The 20869-nt window shown below is 72.3% G+C and carries 18 protein-coding genes and 1 tRNA gene; 9 read left to right on the top strand and 10 right to left on the bottom strand.

Features of this window, described 5'->3' with window-relative positions:
• Window positions 1-62: 62 nt before the first annotated feature.
• Complete coding sequence (locus P3T34_RS19970; protein ID WP_280667392.1) at window positions 63-956, top strand: metal-dependent hydrolase; 894 nt, start codon at window positions 63-65, stop codon at window positions 954-956.
• 37 nt (window positions 957-993) lie between these two features.
• On the opposite strand, the gene dcd is transcribed toward P3T34_RS19970, so the two are convergent.
• Window positions 994-1572: a dCTP deaminase gene (dcd, locus tag P3T34_RS19965; protein ID WP_280667391.1), complete on the bottom strand. Its 579-nt coding sequence runs from the start codon at window positions 1570-1572 to the stop codon at window positions 994-996.
• Between the two features lie 70 nt (window positions 1573-1642).
• Window positions 1643-1864 carry a hypothetical protein gene (locus P3T34_RS19960; protein ID WP_280667390.1) on the bottom strand — a complete coding sequence of 74 codons (222 nt, stop codon included), beginning with the start codon at window positions 1862-1864 and terminating at the stop codon, window positions 1643-1645.
• 217 nt (window positions 1865-2081) lie between these two features.
• Between P3T34_RS19960 and P3T34_RS19955 the strand changes: the two genes are divergently transcribed.
• Window positions 2082-2152, top strand: a tRNA-Gly gene (locus tag P3T34_RS19955).
• 156 nt (window positions 2153-2308) lie between these two features.
• Complete coding sequence (locus P3T34_RS19950; RefSeq protein ID WP_280667389.1) at window positions 2309-2635, top strand: hypothetical protein; 327 nt, start codon at window positions 2309-2311, stop codon at window positions 2633-2635.
• A 243-nt stretch (window positions 2636-2878) separates the two neighbouring features.
• Here the strand turns inward: P3T34_RS19950 and P3T34_RS19945 are convergent, their stop codons facing one another.
• From P3T34_RS19945 to P3T34_RS19920, 7 genes are all read right to left on the bottom strand, one after another.
• On the bottom strand, window positions 2879-4045 hold the full coding sequence (locus P3T34_RS19945) for a damage-control phosphatase ARMT1 family protein (RefSeq protein WP_280667388.1): 1167 nt from the start codon (window positions 4043-4045) through the stop codon (window positions 2879-2881).
• Between the two features lie 279 nt (window positions 4046-4324).
• On the bottom strand, window positions 4325-5239 hold the full coding sequence (locus tag P3T34_RS19940; protein ID WP_280667387.1) for a PfkB family carbohydrate kinase: 915 nt from the start codon (window positions 5237-5239) through the stop codon (window positions 4325-4327).
• 22 nt (window positions 5240-5261) lie between these two features.
• The gene (locus P3T34_RS39940) at window positions 5262-7046 is read right to left on the bottom strand and encodes an FAD-linked oxidase C-terminal domain-containing protein (protein ID WP_348534676.1); all 1785 of its coding nucleotides are present in this window, start codon (window positions 7044-7046) and stop codon (window positions 5262-5264) included.
• Window positions 7027-8085, bottom strand: a complete 1059-nt coding sequence (locus tag P3T34_RS39935) for an FAD-binding oxidoreductase (RefSeq protein WP_348534675.1) — start codon at window positions 8083-8085, stop codon at window positions 7027-7029. Before P3T34_RS39935 ends, P3T34_RS39940 begins: the two co-directional genes overlap by 20 nt.
• A 5-nt stretch (window positions 8086-8090) precedes the next feature.
• Window positions 8091-9104: a phosphoribosylaminoimidazolesuccinocarboxamide synthase gene (locus P3T34_RS19930; protein ID WP_280667386.1), complete on the bottom strand. Its 1014-nt coding sequence runs from the start codon at window positions 9102-9104 to the stop codon at window positions 8091-8093.
• A 27-nt stretch (window positions 9105-9131) separates the two neighbouring features.
• The gene (gene ssuE, locus P3T34_RS19925) at window positions 9132-9689 is read right to left on the bottom strand and encodes an NADPH-dependent FMN reductase (RefSeq protein ID WP_280667385.1); all 558 of its coding nucleotides are present in this window, start codon (window positions 9687-9689) and stop codon (window positions 9132-9134) included.
• A 76-nt stretch (window positions 9690-9765) separates the two neighbouring features.
• The gene (locus tag P3T34_RS19920) at window positions 9766-10992 is read right to left on the bottom strand and encodes a Rieske 2Fe-2S domain-containing protein (protein WP_280667384.1); all 1227 of its coding nucleotides are present in this window, start codon (window positions 10990-10992) and stop codon (window positions 9766-9768) included.
• A 378-nt stretch (window positions 10993-11370) separates the two neighbouring features.
• Here P3T34_RS19920 and P3T34_RS19915 point away from each other — a divergent pair, with 378 nt between their 5' ends.
• From P3T34_RS19915 to P3T34_RS19890, 6 genes are all read left to right on the top strand, one after another.
• The gene (locus P3T34_RS19915) at window positions 11371-12396 is read left to right on the top strand and encodes a beta-ribofuranosylaminobenzene 5'-phosphate synthase family protein (RefSeq protein ID WP_280667383.1); all 1026 of its coding nucleotides are present in this window, start codon (window positions 11371-11373) and stop codon (window positions 12394-12396) included.
• A gap of 51 nt (window positions 12397-12447) precedes the next feature.
• Window positions 12448-13872, top strand: coding sequence for an adenylosuccinate lyase (gene purB, locus P3T34_RS19910; RefSeq protein WP_280667382.1), 1425 nt, complete (start codon window positions 12448-12450; stop codon window positions 13870-13872).
• A 61-nt stretch (window positions 13873-13933) separates the two neighbouring features.
• A complete protein-coding gene (locus P3T34_RS19905; protein WP_280667381.1) occupies window positions 13934-15550 on the top strand; it encodes an FAD-dependent oxidoreductase in 1617 nt (538 codons plus the stop codon).
• The gene (locus P3T34_RS19900) at window positions 15550-16686 is read left to right on the top strand and encodes an FAD-binding oxidoreductase (RefSeq protein WP_280667380.1); all 1137 of its coding nucleotides are present in this window, start codon (window positions 15550-15552) and stop codon (window positions 16684-16686) included. The genes P3T34_RS19905 and P3T34_RS19900 overlap by 1 nt, the downstream gene beginning before the upstream one ends.
• 72 nt (window positions 16687-16758) lie before the next feature.
• On the top strand, window positions 16759-17928 hold the full coding sequence (locus P3T34_RS19895; protein WP_280667379.1) for an amidohydrolase family protein: 1170 nt from the start codon (window positions 16759-16761) through the stop codon (window positions 17926-17928).
• Between the two features lie 68 nt (window positions 17929-17996).
• Window positions 17997-18554, top strand: coding sequence for an NUDIX domain-containing protein (locus tag P3T34_RS19890; RefSeq protein WP_280667378.1), 558 nt, complete (start codon window positions 17997-17999; stop codon window positions 18552-18554).
• Window positions 18555-18577: 23 nt separating this feature from the next.
• On the opposite strand, the gene P3T34_RS19885 is transcribed toward P3T34_RS19890, so the two are convergent.
• A complete protein-coding gene (locus tag P3T34_RS19885) occupies window positions 18578-20506 on the bottom strand; it encodes a prolyl oligopeptidase family serine peptidase (RefSeq protein WP_280667377.1) in 1929 nt (642 codons plus the stop codon).
• Window positions 20507-20869: the final 363 nt, after the last annotated feature.

Genomic DNA, 20869 nt, shown 5'->3' with positions numbered 1-20869 from the left:
CCCCCTTTTTGCTGTTTTCCCCCTTCCCCCTTGCTGTTCTCCCCCTTGCATGGAGCCACCGAATGACCCTCCCCACCACCCAGGTCAGCTTCCCCGCCGGGGCGGTGACCGGCGAGTCGACCGTGCTCGCGGTCCACCCGCTTGCTGACGGCCGGTTCGGCGTCGTCACCGCCGCCACGCCCTTCCACCCGCTCGACCACACCTGGCCCGACCAGCCCGCCGACACCGGCACGCTGACCCTGGCCGGCGTCGAGCTGCCGGTGGTGGACTGCTTGACCGCCGCAGTGGGTCCGGAGAGCCCCGAGCTGCTCGTCGGCGCGGACATCCCGGTCCGTCGCGGTGACGAGGCGTGGTCGTGGCTGGTGCTGCACGTGCTGGCCGAGGCGCCCGGCGACGCGGCTCCCGGCCAGCCCGTCACGCTGGCGGTGGACGCCCACCGGCGGGCCGCCCTCAGCGCCGCGCACACCGGCTGCCACCTGCTGGCGCTGGCCCTGAACGCCGCGCTCGCACCGCGCTGGCGCAAGGACCCGGGGCGTTCCGACGCCTTCGGCAACCCCGACTTCGACAGCCTCGCGATGGCGTCCTCGGTGATGGACACCGAGGCCAGCACCGACGTCTACCGGCTCGGCAAGTCGCTGCGCAAGAAGGGCTTCACCGCCGAGGCCGCCGAGGAGCTCCCCTCACTGGCCGACGCGCTGCCCGCGATCGCCGCGGACGTCAACGCGCGGCTCGCGGCCTGGGTCGCGGCCGACGCGCCCGTCCGGATCGAGGTCCCGGGCCTGCAGCTGACCGCCCGGCGCCGCTGGCACTGCGAGCTCCCGGACGGCCCCGCCGAGATCGCCTGCGGCGGCACCCACCTGCACCGGCTGGGCCAGCTCGCCGAACTGCGAACGGAGTTGGCCCTCTCGCAGGACGGCAGCGAACTCACCGCCGTCACCCGCCCCAAGCGGGTCTGAGCCCGCTCTGAGCCTGCTCTGATCCTGCCCCGGCTCGTTACTTGACGTCGGTGCGGTGGAAGTTCAGGTACGAACGCGACGCTGTCGGCCCGCGCTGCCCCTGGTAGCGCGAGCCGTACCGCGCGGAACCGTACGGGTGCTCGGAGGGCGAGGACAGCCGGAACAGGCAGAGCTGCCCGATCTTCATCCCCGGGTACAGCTTGATCGGCAGCGTCGCGACATTCGACAGCTCCAGCGTCACGTGCCCGCTGAAGCCCGGGTCGATGAACCCGGCCGTCGAGTGCGTGAGCAGCCCGAGCCGCCCGAGGCTGGACTTGCCCTCCAGCCGGGACGCGACATCGTCGGGCAGGCTGATCACCTCGAGCGTCGAGGCCAGCACGAACTCGCCCGGATGCAGGATGAACGCCTCATCGCCCTCCGGCTCGACCAGCCGGGTGAGGTCCGGCTGCTCCTCGGAGGGGTCGATGTGCGGGTAGCGGTGGTTCTCGAACACCCGGAAGAAGCGGTCCAGCCGCACATCAATGCTGGACGGCTGAACCATGGAAGGGTCGAAGGGGTCGATAGCGACCCGACCCTTGTCGATCTCGGTACGAATGTCCTTATCAGAGAGCAGCACGCTTCGAGGTTACGTGCTGGTGAGCACGGACTCCCAATCGTGCCCACCCCCGCACCCGCGCCGCCGCCCCTCAGAACGACAGCTCAGCGGCCTCCAGCCGCAACGCCCGCTCCAACTGCGGCGCCGACAGCGTGCTCACATCAGCCGGCACCGAGCTGCGCATCCGTCCACATCTCGGACACCTGATCAACCGCCCGGGCCCGAGCCGCCCGGCCCCGAGATTCTGCAACGGCAACGAACCGGTACTGAACAGGTGCCCCTCGGCACAACGAACGACGGTGCGCTCCTCCATCGATCCCCTTCCCACGCCTTCCCCAACACCGCACCCCCGGCACAGCGGACCCCAACCGGCCACCGCCACCGCAGGCCACCGTCACATTAGGGGACCTTCCGGACACCCCCCACGACGGCTCGCCGCACCACCCCCACCTCTCCACAAGCGATGCCGGTTCCAGCCGCGGGATGGGGTAGCATGATGCATGATCGAGCGGTTACTGACGGCTCGTCACGCGGGCGTAGTTTAATGGTAGAACATGAGCTTCCCAAGCTTATAGCGCGAGTTCGATTCTCGTCGCCCGCTCAGCGCAAAGCCCCAGGCCAGTGGCCTGGGGCTTTCTTGTTGTCTTGACGTACCGGAAGGGGCCATCGAATCCGAGGCCGCGGTACATCTCCTCGAACGACTCCCAACAGGAAGAACGTCCCCGCGGCCGGCTCGGGCATCACCAACTCAGGTGTTATGACCAACGTGCAGAACCAGCCCGGCGCCACCAACTCCAGCCAGAGCCAGCAGATCGCTCCGGCGGACCCCCAGGCAGCCACAGCCATAGCCGATCAGCTGGGCCAGCTCCTGGAGCAGGAACGCGGCCGAATCTCCGCCATCGACCAGTGCGTCGGTTTTCTGGATGTAGCCGATCAGCAGAACCTGGACGAGCCGGACGGCCGCGTCCTCGCCAAGGGCATGCTGACCCGTATCGGGGAACTGTGCAGTGGCGCCCCCGCCGTCCTGCAACTGGTCACGTCAACACTCAACCTGATCGCCGCTCTCCACAAAGCCGTAGGTTGATCGGCCCCTCACAGGCGGGTTGCCGTCTCCCGTTCCACGGTGGCGCATGCCTTCAGCAGCAGTGCGTGGGAATTATCGACGCTGGTCGCATCGTCACCGTAGAGGTGATCTGCTTGCGCTGATCCCCGATGTCGGAGATCGCGCGATCCGATGGCGGTGTGCGAGCGAGGCTGGTGCCAGCTGGCCACGTTCTCGCCGCCCGACGCCGCTCAAGACCGATTCTCCAACGGCCCCGCACCGGTGTTACGTCTGCGCGTGGGCCTGAATGAGGCCGTACTTGCCGCTGGTGCGCCATGGCTCCCCTGTGGCGTCCAGCCTGGCGACCACCGGTCCGTTGAGGCCGACGATGACGTCTGACTTCAACGTACGCAGGGCAGCCACCGGGGACGGGAAGTGGTCGGCCCGCTCTGCGAACGGCGAAGTAGCGTCCCAGAGCTGGTCCCCGACGAGGCGGCGGTAGTTGAGGTCGCCCTTGACGATTGTCATCGTGGCACCGGAGAGCTCGGCCCTGAGGTCGGCGGGCATGTCGTGGAACGGCAGTGGCGCGCAGAAGAACTGGTGCGTGCGGACCACGAGCGTGCCGCTGTTCATCGCCTGCCAGAGCCGACGGCCGATCAGTTCCGCCTCCTGCTCGGGCGCGGTGCGAAGACGCTCGATGGTGGCGAGGACGTCGGCGGTGGTCGCGTCCGACACGTAGTAGGGGGAGGGCTTGACGTATAGGACGACCTCGGCGGCCAACCCGCTCGTGAGGAGGTGGTCGACCAGGACGAGGTCGGGCAGCAGCTCCCGCCCGGCGTTGTCTGCGATGACGCAGACCCTCGGGTTGCTCGCAGCGGCCAGGGTGGACCACAGGAGCGGGCTGTCGTCTGCGATCAGGGCGGAGGGCTGGGTGTCCCCGGCCGAGGTAGTGATCTGGAAGCTGAGGTCCGCCCGGTTGCCCCAGAGCGCTGATGAGAGCAGCACCTCGGCTCGCTTCTCGGTGGAAAGAGAGGACAGGTCGCTGAGAGCCGCCAGCTCGGAGTCGACGGCCGGGCCGGCCAGTTCGGCGTTCTTGAACGGCGCGAACGGGTCGATGCCCTGCCAGGCCCCGGGGCGGAAGTAGCCGGTGGCTTCGAGCAGCCTGCGGTAGAAGTAGCTCTCGGCCCACAGGAACGGCGCCTCGCCCCACGGCCGCCCGAACAGACCCTCGCCCCACCCCAACCACTGCTCGTGATCGTGGGCGCTCTCGTTGAGCGGCTCCAGTACGCCGCTGGTGCTCTCGGAGAGGAGCTGCTCGATCGCTGCCCGCTCGGTCGGCCCGTACGGCAGAGCGTCGAGCACCTGCTGGATGAGTTTCGGGTGCCGCTCGTAGAAGACACCCCAGGCGAAGGAACCGGGGGTGCCACTCAGGATCACGGGTGCGGTGGGCATGTTCAGGCTTGTCCTTCTCCTCGTCGGCCGTCGCCAGGATCCGCTAGCGGCACGGCATTGGCTTGGTCAACGGTGTGGCCGCCAGTGGCCGAGTGACCAGGGCCTGACCGTTCCATCGGCTGCTGCCGACATCAGACGATCAGGATCCTCGCAGAACGCCATCATGAGGACCCGCCCCGCGTGTCCGGCCAAATGTCCGATGAACTGCCCGATCTGGACGTCGCGGACGTGGATCTCTTCGGTGCCGAGTACCGGCCTGGGGCACCGCGACGCTCCACCTCAGGGGTTGGCCGGCTTCGGGCGCAGCGCGTAGTACGGAGCCGCCCGGGAGCCGTCCTCCACCAGGAAGGCCGAGGTCAGCGCCGTTGCCTCGGCCAGGGCTCGGCGCCAGTCCAGCTCGGCCAGCCGACCGGTCAGCAGGCAGCCGAACAGCACGTCGCCGGCTCCGACGGTGACCAGGCCGTGGCTGCCGACCGTGACCGCGGGCTGCCGGATCGGTTCGGTGCCGTCCGTGGCGACCAGGAGGGAGCCCTGGTGTCCCAGCGTCAGCAGGCAGTGTCCTCCGTCGGCCACCAGCTTGCCTGCCGCTGCGATCATCTGATCCTCGGTCAGTTCGCTTCCGGCCCAGCGGCAGAGTTCGCGCGCGTTGAGCGCGACGAAGTCGGCCGGCCGGCCCTGCGGCACCAGTTTGTGGACCTCGGTGGGGTCGGCCGACAGCAGCCAGAACGGCAGGCCGCGCTCCTGGGCGGCGGCGCAGAGCCAGCCCAGGGTGGCCGGGTGCGCGTCGGTGCCGGCGACCACGACCGAGGCCCGGTCCAGCAGCTCGCGATGCGCGGTGAGCAGCTCGGGCGTCAGCAGGTCGAGCGCCTCCTGCCCGACGAAGTGCTTGTCCACGACCGAGCCGTCCGCCAGCTCCGCCTCGAACACCGGCAGCGGCGCCTGGACGGGAAGGGGCAGCCATTCGACCCCGTGCTCCGCCAGGTGCGAGGCGACCGCTCGGCCCAGGTCACCGGTGTACTCGGCGGTGACGAAGAGCGGCCGGCCGCCGCGCGCCGCCGTCGCACAGGCGACGTTGTGGACCACGCCGCCCCAGCGCAGGATCGCGGGCGACACGGCCCGCCCGATCGCGCCCTCGTGCAGGTAGTCGAGGGTCACCGTGCCCACCAGCAGTGGTCGCCTGTCCTCGTCGGTCATCTGAGCCCCTCCCAGGGGAATGTCAATCGATGCCAGAGCGTGTCTCGTCATTCGCGGCGGCCAGCAGTTCCGCGAGGTGGACACCCTTCCGGCCGGTGAGCTGGTCGAGCTGCGTGCGGCAGGAGAACCCGTCGGTGAGCAGCGCGGTGTCCGGCCCGGCCGCTCGGACGGCCGGCAGCAGCGCGGTCTCGGCGACCAGGACGCTCGTCTCGTAGTGGCCGCGCTCCACCCCGAAGTTGCCCGCCAGCCCGCAGCAGCCTTCCACCGCGTGCACGGCCGCGCCGGCGCGGCCGAGCAGCTCGCGGTCGGCCGACCAGCCCATCACCGAGCGGTGGTGGCAGTGCGGCTGGGCCACGATCGGGGCCCCGCCGAGCGGTGGCGGTGTCCAGTCGGGCGTTTCGGTGAGCAGCTCGGCCAGCGTTCGGGCCGCCCCGGCCACTGACGTCACCTCGGGCGTGGCGCCCAGCAGTTCGGCGGCGTCGCCGCGGAACACCGCGGTGCAGGAGGGCTCCAGGCCGACGATCGGCAGGCCGGCCGCGGCGTGCGGGGCCAGGTCGGCGATGCTGCGCCGCAGCACCCGCCGGGCGGTGTCCAGTTGGCCGGTGGCGATCATGGTCAGCCCGCAGCAGAGCTTCCGGTCGGGGATCCGTACCGCGTAGCCGGCCTGCTCCAGCACCTGGACCGCGGCGACGCCCACCTGCGGGGTGAAGTGGTCGGTGAAGGTGTCCACCCAGAGCAGGACGGGCCGCCCGGCGGCCGGCGGGTGGCTTGCGAACCACTGGCGGAAGGTGCGCGGGGCGAACTGCGGCAGCTCCCGCCGCCGGTCCACGCCGGCCAGCAGCCTGCCGACCCGGCCCAGCGGTCCGGACAGCGCACGGTTGGCCAGCGCCGGGGCCGCCGAGGCGAGCCGGGCCCAGAACGGCAGCAGGCCCAGCGAGTAGTGGGTGACCGGGCGCAGCCGGCGCCGGTAGCGCTGGTAGAGGTACTCAGTCCGGTAGGCGGCCATGTCCACCCCGCTGGGGCAGTCCGAGGAGCACCCCTTGCAGCCCAGGCAGAGATCCAGCGCCTCGCCGACCTCCGGGGAGTGCCAGCCGTGCACCAGCGAGCCGTTGACCAGCTCCTGCAGCACCCGCGCCCGCCCCCGGGTGGAGTCCTTCTCGTCCCGGGTGGCCCGGTAGCTCGGGCACATCACGGTGTCCGGTGCAGGGGAGGGGGCACGGCAGGTGCCCACCCCCGTGCAGCGGTGCACGGCCCGGGTGAAGTCGCCGCCGTCCCGGTGGTGCCCGAGTCCGAGTCCGGAGCGCAGCGGCGCGGCGGCGGGCAGCCGCAGATCCGCGTCGAGCGGGCGGGGCCGCACCAATACCCCCGGATTGAGCAGATCGTCCGGATCGAAAACCGCCTTCACCGCGGCGAACGTCTCCAGCGCGGCGGCGGAGTACATGTACGGCAGCAGTTCGCCCCGGGCCCGTCCGTCGCCGTGCTCGCCGGACATCGATCCGCCGTGCCGGGCGACCAGCTGTGCCGCCTGTTGCAGGAAGCCGCGGAACAGCGCCGGGCCGCCGGGGCGTTCCAACGGGAAGTCGATCCGCACGTGCACGCAGCCGTCGCCGAAGTGGCCGTACGGGATGCCACTCAGGCCGTGCGAGGCCAGCAGCTTCTCGAACGCGCGCAGGTAGCCGCCGAGCCGCTCGGGCGGGACGGCGGCGTCCTCCCAACCTGGATGCGCGCGACCGGTGCGCGCCACCAGCGCCGCCCCGTCCTCGCGGATCCGCCACAGCGCCGCGGCCTCAGCGCTGTCGGTGATCACCCGGGCCTCCCGGGTGCCGGCCGCTGCCACGACGGCGGCCGCGCGGGCGCCGGACTCGGCCGCGCCGGCCCCCGGGGACCTCGACCAGCAGCCAGCCGCCGCCGCGCGGCAGTACCGGCAGCGCCGCCGAGCCGCGCAGGCCGCGCACGACGTCCACGATGCGCCGGTCCAGGCCCTCGACCGCGACCGGCTCGCAGGCCAGCAACGGCGGGACGTCGTCGGCGGCGCTCGCCATGTCCCGGTAGCCCAGCACCACCAGCGCAGTGCTGGCCGGAACTGCGGTGAGCCGCAGCCTGGCCCCGAGCAGCACCCCGAGCGTGCCCTCGGAGCCGGCCAGCGCGGCCGGCACGTCGAACCCCTTCTCCGGCAGCAGGTGTTCCAGCGAGTAGCCGGACACCTGCCGGCCGAACCGGCCCAGTTCGGTGCGGATCACCGCGAGGCGCCCGCGCACCACCGCGTCCAGCGCGGCCAGCGTCGGGGAGGTGGCGGGATCCGCGCCGCCGCGGGCGCGCAGGCGTTCCCCCGACCCGGTCACCAGATCCAGCTCGACCAGGTTGTCGGCGGTCCGCCCGTACCCGAGCGCGCGCGAGCCGCACGCGTTGTTCCCCACCATCCCGCCGATCGTGCACCGGCTGTGGGTGGACGGGTCCGGGCCGAACCGCAGGCCGTGGGCGGCGGCCGCCCGCTGCAGGTCGTCGAGGACCACCCCGGGATCCACCAGCGCGGTCCCGGTCTCCGGGTCGATCTCGTGTACCCGGTTCAGGTGGCGGGAGAAGTCCAGGACGACGCCGGGGCCGACCGCGTTGCCGGCGATCGACGTCCCGGCGCCCCGCGCGGTGAGCGGGACGCCGAGCCGGCGGCAGACCTCCAGTGTCGCCACCGCCTCGTCGGCCGTGCGCGGGAACACCACCGCTGCCGGGACCACCCGGTAGAGCGAGGCGTCGCTGGAGTACTCCGCTCGCCGGCGCACGGAGTCGTCCGCCTCGACCCCGGCTCGGCGCAGCGCGGCCGCCACCGGGGCACTCGAGCTGCCTGCCACAGCCGTCACCCGGTCTGCTGCGGTGCTACCGCCTGCTCGAGACCGATCCGGTCCAGCAGCTCGGGCACGGGCAGGGCGGCATGGAACTCCTTGACGGCCGTGGCCAGGTGCTTGTCCTGGCGGACCGCATCGGCCGGATCGGCCGTCCACAGCGCGGCGAGCGCCCGGTACACCTCGGCGGTGGCGCCCACCAGCTCCCCGCCGAGCGGCTCGGGCCGGGGCCAGGTGGCGCGGGGCGTGCCGTTGCGGACCAACTCCTGGACCAGGTCGCGCAGTCCCGGGTGCAGCAGCCGCAGCAGCTCCTTGCAGACCGGAGTGCCGCCGAAGTAGAAGCGGTTCTCGTCGGGGGTGCCGACATGGTCGATCAGCAGTGGCCTGCGGTCCTCGTCGAAGCCGTACTCGGCCTTGCCGTCCGCCAGCCGTAGCCCGATCCGACCCGCGTGCGCGGTCAGCACGCCGGCGACGGTGCGGGTCAGCTCGGCGATGCCCGCCAGGTCGGCGGCGCCGACGCGGCCGACCACGGCCGCCTCCTCGGCGGTGACGAAGCGGTCGGTCTCCTCGAACTTGCTGGTGAACTCCACCATCGGCGAGACCAGCCAGGGCGCCCCGGCCGCAGTGAACGGCGGCACCAGGGCCGGGTCCAACTGTCCGGCGGCGAGTCGGAGATGGACCGACGACTCGCGCGGCAGCGCGTTGCGGTACACCACCTGCAGCGGGATCATCCCGCCCGGACCGGTGGCGGCGGACCGACCCTCGAAGTCGATGTCCAGCAGCCGGATGCGCAGCGACCGTTCGGAGAGCTGCTCCACAAAGTGCGTCCGGATGCCGGCCTCGGCCAGCAGCCCGAAGGAGTGCACGGCCATCCGGCAGGAGGCCGCGCCCTTGCCGGGAATCTCGTCCGGCATCACGCCGAAGTCGTAGACCGAGTAGCGGTCGGTGAACGTCAGGATCCCGTCGCCGGGCCTGCCGTCGGCCGGCGGCCGCAGGATTTCCATGTCCTTGGTGGACCAGCGCTTCACAAGAACTCCAATCGGCCCGGGGTCGGCTCAGGCGGAGACGGGGGACAGGACGGAACGGCCGTCGAGTGCGACGGAGAACTGATCGGTCACGTGGGCCAGGGCGGCGGCGGTCTGCTCGGCGACCGCCACGGTGCCGTCCTCGTGCACGGTGATCTCCCGGTCGAGGGTGAACCAGCCCGGGGTGATCTGTGCCGCGCCCATGGAGGTGAGCACCGGGCGCAGCGCGTAGTCGATGGCCAGCACGTGCGCGGGGCTGCCGCCGGTGGCCAGCGGCAGCACCACCTTGCCCGCCAGGGCGTACTGCGGCAGCAGGTCGAGCAGCGACTTCAACAGGCCGGAGTAGGCGGCCTTGTAGATGGGCGTGCCGACCACGATCCCGTCGGCCTGCGCGAAGAGTGCCGCGGCGGCCACGATCGCCGGGTGCCGCGGGTCGGCGCCCAGCAGCGCCTCGGCCGGCATCGAGCGCACGTCCAGCGGCGTCACCCGGTGCCCCTGGGTGGTGAGCCGGGCGTCCAGGTGGCGCAGCAGCGCGGCGGTGCGGGAGGTCGCGGACGGACTTCCCGAGACGGACAGCACTTGGGCCATGGCAGGTCCCTTCGTCTGAGCGGCAGGTAGCGGCAGGTACGGCCGCCCGCGCGGCGGCCGCCTCACCCAGGACCCGTCAGGACACCGTGTCGCGCCAGTCCGTGTCGGCCGGGACCACGACCGCGGCCGACCGCACCTTGCCGTAGTCGGCCTCGGCGCCGAGACCCGACGGAGTACGGCCGCCCAGGTGGGCGTCGAGCGCGTCCAGCAGGAAGCGCCGGGCCCGGACGATGCCCCGGTCGCTCCTGCCCGGGTTCTCCAAGCTCCGGTCCACGATCGGCCCCATGCTCTCCTGGACGGCCACGTCCTGGAGGACCAGGCCGCGGATGCCGGAGAAGCTGCGGCCCTCGCGCATCGCGCTCCGGTCCTGGCCCCAGGCGTTCTCGCGGGTGTAGCCCTCGCGGATGTTGTCGGGGTTGAGCCGGTCGAGGTCGAGCCCGAACTGCTCGCTGAAGTACGCGGGGTCCACCGGCTTCTCGTCGTTCCACCACAGGTACCACATGATGGTCTGGTGGTCGTTGACCGGAACCCAGGCGTGCCACAGCCGGTCGCCGTTGGGCAGCTCGGGCACCACGGTGTACCAGGGCATGGCGAAGGGCTTGACCCGGACCAGGGTGTCGCCCGACGACAGCGAGCGCAGTGCCGCGTAGCGCAGCCCGTACGGCTGTTCGTCGATCTCGTCGCGGGGCGCGGTGTCGTCCAGCAGGTCGCGCAGCGGGCCGTTGCGGGCCTCGGTCTCGTGCAGCAGCGAGACGTGCGCCGAGTCGATGTCGGCCTCCAGCCCCTGCAGCCAGTTGCAGTCCACCAGCGCGATGGTGGCGAAGACGTTCTCGGCAGGCACCTTGGTGAACGGGAACTGCGGGAACGGGTTCGGCTCGCGGTCGGTGCCGCCCAGCCAGACCCAGATGATGCCGCCGGCCTCCACCACCGGGTGGTGCAGCAGCTTCACCCGGCTCGCGAACCGGCCGCCGTCCTCGGGTTCCGACGGTGTCGCGAGCACCTTGCCGGAGACGTCGAACTTCCAGCCGTGATAGATGCACCGCAGCGCGCAGTCCTCGTTCCTGGCCAGCGTCAGCGAGGCGCCCCGGTGCGGACAGGCCTCGGCGAAGCAGCCGAGCGAGCCGTCCTCCCCGCGAAAGAGCACGTACTTCTCCCCGAGCAGCTCCACCGGGACCGGGGAGCCGCCGCGCTCCGCGAGGCGCTCGCTGCGCATCACGGGGAGCCAGTACTCGCGGAGCAGACCGCCCATGGGCGTGCCCGGCCCAACCCGGGTCAGGGATTCGTTGACCTTCGGCGTGGCCACTGCCTGCCTCCGTTTCGCTGTGTCGGGACCGCGAGCGGTCCGGACGTTGAGGGACCCGATGAACGCCTTCCACCTGTGAAGACGAATCGGGGCCCGCGGATGTGACAGCGGGCCCGCGCAACAGTTGTTTGTAGAGCGACGATTGACGCTGCGTCGAAAACCGGTCCAAGATTGGTGCGCCGCGAGGGCCCGCAGTCGAGATCCGGGTGCCTCGTCCGAGCCGTGCCGCCTGCTGCCCTGTCGACGACCGGGGTTGAGCCGGGCAGTGTGCGCGTGCCCGGTCCACCCCGACCCTGGTTCCGCGAACGGACGCTGCCCGTGCGGCGAGCCCGATCCGCGACCTTGACCGTGACCGATGATCGACCAGAGGGGATTCCCATGGCATTCCACTCGTCCGACGGACCCAAGGCTGTCCGGGTGTCGGCGCCGGCCCGGCTGAGCTTCACCCTGATCAGCCTCGATGGCACCTCGATGCGCCGCAACGGCATCGCCGCCATGGCCGTGGACCGGCCCGGGCTGACCGCCGAAGTGCGCCGGGCCGAGGACGGGGTGGTCCGGGTGACCGGCGCCGCCGAGGAGACCGCCCGCGAGCTGACCGCCGCGCTGGGCACCCTGCGCGAGCTGTGGGGCGGCCCGCCCGCCCGGCTGGACGTGGTCGAAGCCCTGCCCCAGCACAGCGGTTTCGGCTCCAAGACCACCACGCTGCTGGCCGTCGGCCACGCGTACGCCCGGCTCTGCGGCGTACGGGTGGAGCTGCGGGAGCTGGCGCAGACCCTCGGGCGCGGCCGGACCTCGGGAGCGAGCACCGGGCTGGCCGAGCTCGGCGGCTTCCTGGTGGACGGCGGCCACGTCAACCCGCCGGACTTCGCTGCGGCGCCGCAGACCTATCTGCGCCCGAGCCGCTTCGCCCAGCAGGTCGCGCCGCCCCGGCCGGTGGTCCGGCTCGACTTCCCCGACTGGCCGATCCTGGTGCTGCTCACGCATGGGCGCCATCTGGGCGGCCAGGAGGAGCTGGCGTGGTTCCACTCGGTCACGCCGATTCCTCCGCAGGAGTCCTGGCGCACCTCCCACCTGGTCTTCATGGGGCTGGCTCCGGCCGTCCTGGAGGAGGACTTCGACGCGTTCTGCGCGGCCGTGAACGCGATCACTTTCACCGGCCACTTCAAGCAGGCGCAGATCGCCTTCCAGGGCGAGTCGGTGACCGGCGTGCTCGACGCAGGGCGCGCCGAGCCCTCGGTGGACGCGATCGCGCTCAGCGTCACCGGCCCGGCCTGCTTCGCCTTCACCCGGCGCCCGGCCGAAGCCGCGCTGTGGGCCGAGGAGTTGCGCGTCCGGGGGCTGATCCGGGACTTCTGGTTCACCAAGGCGAACAACCAGGGCATCAGCAGCACCGTCGTCTCCTGAAACGCGGCCGACGCCACCGGCGGTCGGCGGCCACCAACCGAAAGCAGGGCCATGAAGACGGACATCCCCGACGTCCTGGCAGCGCGCTACGCCTCGCCGGAACTGGTCGAGCTCTGGTCACTGAAGCACAAGATCATCCTGGAGCGCCGGCTCTGGCTGGCCGTGCTGAGCGCACAGCGCGAGCTCGGCATCGCCGTTCCGGACGGGGTCGTCGCCGACTACGAACGGGTCCTGGAGCAGATCGACCCGGACTCCATCGAGGCGCGGGAGCGGATCACCCGGCACGATGTGAAGGCCCGGATCGAGGAGTTCAACGCCCTCGCCGGGCACGAGCACATCCACAAGGGGATGACCTCCCGCGACCTGACGGAGAACGTCGAACAGCTCCAGATCCGGGAGAGCCTGGTCCTGGTGCGCGGGCGCTGCGTCGCCCTGCTGAGCCGGCTGGGCCGGCTGGCCGCCGAGCATGCCGAGCTGGTGATGGCCGGGCGCTCGCACAACGTCGTCGCCCAGGCCACCACGCTGGGCAAGCGCTTCGCGACGGTGGCGGACGAGGTGCTGGTGGCCGTCCAGCGCCTGGAGGAGCTGATCGAGCGCTACCCGATGCGCGGCGTCAAGGGCCCGATGGGGACGGCGCAGGACATGCTCGACCTGCTCGGCGGGGACCAGGGGCGGCTGACGGAGCTGGAGGACCGGATAGCCGGCCACCTCGGTTTCGCCCACCGCCTCACCAGCGTGGGCCAGGTCTACCCGCGCTCGCTGGACCACGAGGTGCTGAGCCTGTTGGTGCAGCTCGCCGCCGGTCCGTCGTCGCTGGCCAAGTCGATCCGGCTGATGGCCGGCGACGAACTGGTCACCGAGGGCTTCGCGGAGGGGCAGGTCGGCTCCTCGGCCATGCCGCACAAGATGAACTCCCGCTCCTGCGAGCGGATCAACGGCCTGATGATCGTCCTGCGCGGCTTCGCGTCGATGGCCGCCGAGCTCTCCGGAGACCAGTGGAACGAAGGCGACGTCTCCTGCTCGGTGGTGCGCCGGGTCGCGCTGCCGGACGCCTTCTTCACCTTCGACGGGATGGTGGAGACCCTATTGACCGTGCTGGACGAGTTCGGCGCGTTCCCCTCGATGATCGGCGCGGAGCTGGAGCGCTACCTGCCGTTCCTGGCCACCACCAAGATCCTCATGGCGGCGGTCCGCGCGGGGGTCGGCCGGGAGACCGCGCACGAGATCATCAAGGAGCACGCGGTCGCCTCGGCGCTGGCCATGCGCGCGCAGGGCGCGGACAACCAGCTGATCGACCGGCTCGCCGCCGACGACCGCCTGCCGCTCGACCGCGCGCAGCTCGACGGCCTGCTGGCCGACCGGATCGGCTTCACCGGCGCCGCCACTGAGCAGGTCGCGACTGTGCTGGCGCGGATCGAGAAGGTCACCGCCCGCTACCCCGAGTGCGTCGGCTACCGGCCCGCCCCACTCCTTTAGACCGACCCTTCAGCCCGACCCTTCTGCCTGCCCTCTGCACCCATCGAGAGATTGGACTGCCGTGCGACACGAGGAAACCGACTCCGTGGTGATCGGCTCCGGAGGTGCCGGACTGCTGGCGGCCTGCCGGGCCGCCGACGCCGGGCAACGCGTCACCGTCCTCGAACGCACCGGCGTCCTGGGCGGGACGACCGCCGTCTCCGGCGGCATGGTCTGGGTCCCCAACAGCGCGGTGATGCGCGAGCACGGCATGCCCGACTCCGCCGAGGACGCGCTGTGCTACCTGGAGCGCGTCACCGAGGGCCGGACCGAGCGGTGGCGACTGGAGCAGTACGTCGAGGTGGCGGCGGAGACGGTCGATTACCTGCACGCCGAGACCCCCGTGCGGCTCTTCCCGATCGACCGGCCCGACTACCACTCGGCCTGGCCGGGCGCCCGGGACGTCGGACGCACCCTGGACAACGTCCCGTTCCCGACCGCCGACCGCCCGGGGTTGCTGGAGCGGATCCGCCACGGCAGCCACTTCGACGCCGTCACCTACGACGAGCGCCACCGCTGGAGCCTGCCCGGGCTCTACGACCACGAGCTGGTCGCCCGCCGCAGGGCCGAGGGCGTGCTGACCGTCGGCGCCGCGCTGGTGGCCGCGCTGGTGGCGGCCTGCGACGAGCGCGGGGTCGTCTTCGCCACCGGCGTGCGGGCCGGCGGCCTGCTGATCGAGGACGGCCGGGTGGTCGGCGTCCGGGCCGAGAGCGCCGAGGGGCCGGTGGCCTACCGGGCGCGGGCCGGCGTGGTGCTCGCCAGCGGCGGCTACGAATGGGACGAGCGCCTCAAGCAGAGCCACCTCGGGCTGGCCGGGACCCGCCCGGTCAGCCCGCCCTGGAACCAGGGCGACGGCCTGCGGATGGCGATGGGCGCGGGGGCCGCGCTCGACGGCATGTCGCAGGCCTGGTGGGTCCCGGCGGTGTCCGTCCCGGGGGAGGAGTACGACGGCGCTCCGCTCTTCCGCCACCTGGTCGCCGAACGCTGCCTACCCGGTTCGATCATGGTCAACCGGCACGGCCGGCGCTTCGTCAACGAGGCCGTCAACTACAACGACATCACCAAGGCATTCCTGGACTTCGACCCCACCCGGCACGAGCGCCCGAACCTGCCCGGCTGGCTGGTCTTCGACGAGGCCTTCCGCCGCAGCTACCCGATCGCCGGCGCGCAGCCGGGCGGTGCGGCGCCGAGCTGGTACGCCAGCGCCGACACGCCCACCGAGCTGGCGCGGCTGATCGACGTGGACGAGGAGGGACTGGCCGCCACCCTCGCGACGTTCAACCGCGATGCGGAACAGGGGGTCGACACGGCCTTCGGCCGTGGCGGCACCAGCCACGACCGCTACTACGGCGACCCCCGGCGCGAGCCCAACCCCTGCCTCGGGCCGTTGACCCGGGCGCCGTTCCACGCGATCAGGGTCGAGCCGGGCATGCTCGGCACCAAGGGCGGTGTCGTCACCGACGCGCGCGGCCGAGTGCTGCGCCACGACGACACCCCGATCCCGGGGCTGTACGCCTGCGGCAACGTGGCGGCCACCGTGATGGGCCCCGGCTATCCCGGCTCCGGTGGCACGCTGGGCCCCGCGCTGGTGGGCGGCTACCTGTGCGGGACCGCGCTCGGCAAGGAGGAGGAGCGGTGATGCGGGTCGTCGTGGTCGGCGCCGGGGCGATCGGCAGCTGCGTGGCACTCTGCCTGGCCGAGCGGGGGGCGTCCGTCTTCCTGGTGGACGCGCAGCAGCCCGGCAGCGGGCTCTCCGCGCACGGCTTCGGCTGGGTGAACGCGGTGGACAACGGGTTCGACCCGTACTTCGCGCTCTCCGCCGAGGGTCTGCGGGCGCACGACCGGCTGGCCGCCCGGACCGAGGGCCCGCCCTGGTTCTTCCGGCACGGGAACCTGCACTGGGCCGACACCGCTGAGGGCGCCGCGCAGTTGGCCGCGACCGCCGACGGATACCGGGCCAAGGACTATCCGGTCCAGGAGGTCGACGCCGAGCGGGCGCAGCGGGAGCTCCAGCCGGGACTGTCACTGCGCGGCCTGTGCGGGCCGCTGGTGTACTACCCGGCGGACGCACACGTGGTCGCCGACCGCTTCGTGGCCGCGGTGCAGGAGCGCTGCCGCCGCTCGGGCGTGCTGGTGCGCACTGGTGACGCGGTCACCGGTCTGCTCGGCGCGGACCCGGTGCGCGGCGTCACGCTGGCCTCGGGGGAGCGGATCGAGGCGGACGCCGTGGTCAGCTGCGCCGGGCGCGGCACCAGGGAGCTGCTGGGCCGGGTGGGCGCCGACGTGCCGCTGGTGGAGCCGGGCGACCCGGCGGTGACCACCCTGGGGCTGCTGGTGCGCACCTCGCCGGTGCCGGTGCGGGTGGAGCGCATCCTGCACGCGCCGCACCTGAGCATTCGTCCGCACAGCGGCGGCCGGCTCGTCCTGCACTGCCACGATGTGGACGAGGAGCTGCTCCCCGATCAGCCGGACGCGGCCGAGCAGGCGCGCGCCGCCGGGCAGCGGGTGCTGCGGCGGCTGGCCGAGGTGCTGCCCGGTGCGGCGGCCGGGGAGGTCGTGGTGGAGGACGCCTACGTAGGGGTCCGCCCGATGCCGGCGGACGGCATGAGCGTGCTCGGCTGGGTGCCCGGGACCGGTGCGCTCTACGTGGTGGTCACCCACAGCGGACTCACCCTCGCACCGGTGCTCGGCGAGCTCGCCGCCCAGGAACTGCTGGGCGAACCCTCGGCGTTGGCGGCCGCGTTCCGGCCCGAACGCTTCGCTGCCGCGCCCTGAGCACGCAGTGCACGGTTGTCAGCACGACGCGACACGACACTTCACTTCACGATCCAACCGAAAGGCGACAGCGTGGGCACCTTGGCAGTCACGGGGGCAGGATGCCTGCTCTCGGGGGAGCTGTCGGCTCCCCTGATCGACGGCGCGGACACCGTCCTCTGCACGGACGGCGTCATCACGGCGGTCGGCCGGGCCGCGGACCTGGCCGACCGGATCGCCTCGGCTGACCAGGTCCTGGACGCCGCCGGGGCCACCGTGGCGCCCGGGCTGATCGACTCGCACGTGCACGTCACCTTCGGGGACTACTCCCCCCGCCAGAAGGCCGTGGACTACCTGGAGGGGTACCTGCACGGCGGTGTCACCCGGGTGATCTCCGCCGGGGAGGTGCACGTCCCCGGCCGGCCGCGCGACCGCGACGGCGTCAAGGCGCTGGCGGTGGCGGCCCGCGCCTCCTTCGACAACTTCCGGCCAGGCGGCATGCGGGTGCACGCCGGCAACGTACTGCTCGAACCCTCCTTGGAGGAGAGCGACTTCGACGATCTCGCGCGCTGCGGGGTGTGGCTGGCCAAGTTCGGCTTCGGCGCCTATGAGAAGGCGGCGGACGGCGTCGAGCAGATCCGCTGGGCCAAGGAGCGTGGCCTGGTGGTGATGTGCCATGCCGGCGGCGCCAGCGCGGCGGGGTCCGCCTCGCTGCGCGCGGACGACCTGCTGGCCCTGGACCCGCACGTCTGCGGGCACGCCAACGGCGGCCCCACCGCGCTGCCCGACGCCGATGTGGACCGGCTGCTGGCGGAGAGCGGGATGGCTCTGCAGATCGTCCAGGCCGGCAACCTCCGGGCGGCGCTGCGGATCGTGCGGCGGGCCGTGGAGAGCGACGCGCTGTCCCGGATCGTGCTGGGCTCCGACACTCCCTCGGGGTTCGGCGTGATCCCGCTGGCCGTGCTGAAGACGGCGGTGGAGCTGTCCGCGCTCTCTCCCGTCGGCCCGGCCCAGGCCTGGGCGCTGGCCACCGGCAACGTCGCGGACGTCTGGCGGCTGCCGGTGGGCCGGCTGCGGGTCGGCGACGAGGCGGACGTGGTGGTCCTGGACGCTCCCAGCGGCTCGGCGGCCTCGACCGCGCTGGAGGCCATGGAGATCGGCGACCTCCCCGGCATCTCCGCGGTCGTCACCCAGGGCGTCCCGCGCTTCCTGGCCAGCCGCAACACGCCCCGGGCCACCCGCCCGGCCGTACTGGTCAGATGACGAACCGTCAGTCGATAGGGTGGGCGGACCCGATGGAGCGAGGAGTGTTGAGCATGGGGAGCGCGGGCGTGACGGAGAGCCTCGGACTGGCTGAACTGCTGGGCCGGTACCAGCCGCAGGGACCGGTGGAGGCCGCGGACCACGCGCGGGTGCTCGGCCTGGTCGGGGCGGCGGACGCCTGGGACCGGAAGACGCCGCTGCACTTCACGGCCTCCGCCCTGATCGTCCACCCCACGACGCAGCGAGTGCTGCTGCGCTGGCACGTGCGCCAGCAGGCCTGGTTGCAGGTCGGTGGGCACGGCGACCCAGGTGAGACGCTGCCTCTTGAGATCGCCCTGCGCGAGGGCCGGGAGGAGACCGGCCTGCGGGACCTGGTGCCCTGGCCGGACGCCTCGCTGGTGCACCTCGCCGTGGTCCCGGTCCCGGGCTCTCCCAAGGAGCCGGCCCACGAGCACGCGGACCTGAGATTCCTGCTGGCCACCCAGTCCCCGGACCTGGCGCGGCCGGAGAACCCGGAGTCCCCGCTGGTCTGGCTGCCGCAGGCTGAGGCGCGGCAGCGGACGACCGAGGAGAACTTCCGGGAGACCCTTGACCGGGCCGGCCGACTGCTGGGCGCGGCCGGCTGACCTCCCGCCGGCTCTCAGCACGTTCAGCAGTCCAGCGCCGCCCGGTAGAGCGCGAGTTCGGCCTCCAGGCAGCGCACGACAGTGTCCTGCCGGCGGAAACCATGACGCTCCCCGTCGAAGAGCAGGTGGCTGTGCCGGATCCCGCCCCGGCGCAGCCGGTCCACCAGCAGGTCCGCCTGAGCCGGCGGGCAGATCGTGTCCAGCGCGCCCTGGAACAGCGCCACGGGCACCCGCAGCCGTTCCGCGTGCCGTACCGGGGACCGCTCCTCGTACCGCACGCGCTGCTCCGGCCACGGGCCGATCAGCGCGTCGGCGTAGCGCGCCTCGAAGTCGTGGGTCCCGCCGGCCCGCCAGGTGACCGGGTCGAGCACCGGGAAGTAGAGGCAGGCCGCCCGGTAGAGCTCCGGGTCCGCGAGGACCGCTGAGATCGCGGTCCACCCCCCGGCGCTGGCACCGCGGACGGCCAGCCGGGCGGGGTCGGCCAGACCCTCGGCGACCAGCGCGCGTACGACGGTGGCGCAGTCCTCCACGTCCACCTGCCCCCAGCGCCCGCGCAGCCGCTCCCGGTACGCGCGTCCGAAGCCGCTGGAGCCGCCGTACTGGACGTCCACCACTCCGAAGCCCCGGCTGGTGAAGTAGCTGATCTCCTGGCTGCGCACCGGCTGGCTGCGGCTGTTCGGTCCGCCGTGGACGAAGACCAGGAACGGGGGCAACTCGTCGGCGGGGCCGACCGTTTCGGGGTGATACGGCAAGTGCACGTAGGCGTGGACGGACCGGTCGGGACCGTGGAAGGTGCGGGGGAGCGGTCGGGAGGCGAACTCCGCGTGCGCCACGAGCGGCGCCCGGACCACCTCGATCGAGCCGGCGGCCGGGTCGACCAGCACCACGGCGCGTCCATGCTCCGGCCCGGCGGCCACGGCCACGATCCGCCGACCGTCGGTGGCCAGGGCGGACCACTCGGTGTACGGGCTGTCGAGGTCGGCCAGGGCGCCGTCCGGCGCGAGGATACCGAGCCTGCGCTGCCCAGTGCCGTGCACGGCGGCCAGGCTGCCGTCGCGCAGCGGCAGGCACCAGCGCAGACCGATCCGCCAGAGGGCCTCGCCGAACTCCTCCTCGCGCGGGCAGAGGTTGCGGGCGGTGCGGTCCGGCGCGATCTCGTGGACGTTCCACCACCCGTCGGGATCGCTGACCGCGTAGAGCCGACCTGAGCCGTCGGCTGCCCAGTCCGCCTGGACCACGGACTCGCGGGGCCCGCCCAGCAGCTGGACCGGCTTGTCCAGCGTGCCGTCCGGCAGGATCCCGGCGACCAGCAGCTCGGTGCCATCCCAGGGCATGTTCGGGTGGTCCCAGCCAAGCCAGCAGACCCGGCTGCCGTCGGGCGAGATCCGCGGGCCGGTCAGAAAGTGGTGACTCGACGTCAGTTCCCTTGCGGCCGACGGATCGGCGGCTGCCGTGCCGTCGAGCGGCAGGGCCACCAGGTGGCGGTCCACCAGGGTGCCCGCCTCGTCCAGCACCTGCTCGCGCAGGCACCAGACCTCGCCGCCGCGCACGGTGAAGTCGCAGTAGCGCAGCTGCGTCCCGTCCGGCGCGACCGGGCTCAGTGGCACCGGCTCGCGGCCGGGGGACCACAGGTGGACGCGGTGGTCCGCCCGGTGGCTGAACACCACGCCGTCCTCGGCCCGTTCGGACACGGCGGTCCACGGCCGGCCGCCGTACTCGATGACACCGCTGCGCACGTCCCACCCCGGGGGCAGGACCTGGGAGATCCGCCCGTCCGGTCCCCGGCGCATCAGCGCGTTGCGGCCGCCGTCCTCCGGGAGCGCCTCGGTCCAGCAGGGTTCGGCGCCCAGGAAGCCGGCCCATTCGAGCAGGACTCCGCTGCGGACGACGTCGGTCGCGGTGATGGGGGTGTGCCAGCTGCCGTAGCGGGAGGTCCGGACACGGTCATCCATGCGTTCTCCTCAAGGGGGCCTTCGGCCGGGCTACTTGGACCCTGGGTCCGTCGGTACGCGGCCGGGTCGTTGTCACGGCCCGCGTAGGTACCTCATCCTGCCAGATTCGGGTCGGGGGCAGCAGGGGGCGAGCCGATTGCCGCTGGTAGCAGCCGATTTCGGTCGACGAGCTGACCGGAACTCATCGGTTGACATGGTTGGGCATACGAATCATGCTGGTGGTGACCCGGAGAACAGAGCGCCTGGCGGTGCGTGTGTTCTCCCTGTGGTTTGAACCATGTTGAGACAAGGTCCGGGGTTTGCGGGGGTCTCTTCCGTGCGTGGCCGCGTGATCCGCGGTCCCCGAGGGCCTTTTGAACCATC

It is taken from the genome of Kitasatospora sp. MAP12-44, assembly GCF_029892095.1.
Classification (GTDB): Bacteria; Actinomycetota; Actinomycetes; order Streptomycetales; family Streptomycetaceae; genus Kitasatospora.
The sequence above is the reverse complement of the archived record's forward strand: the minus strand, read 5'-3'. Positions and strand labels throughout refer to the sequence as shown.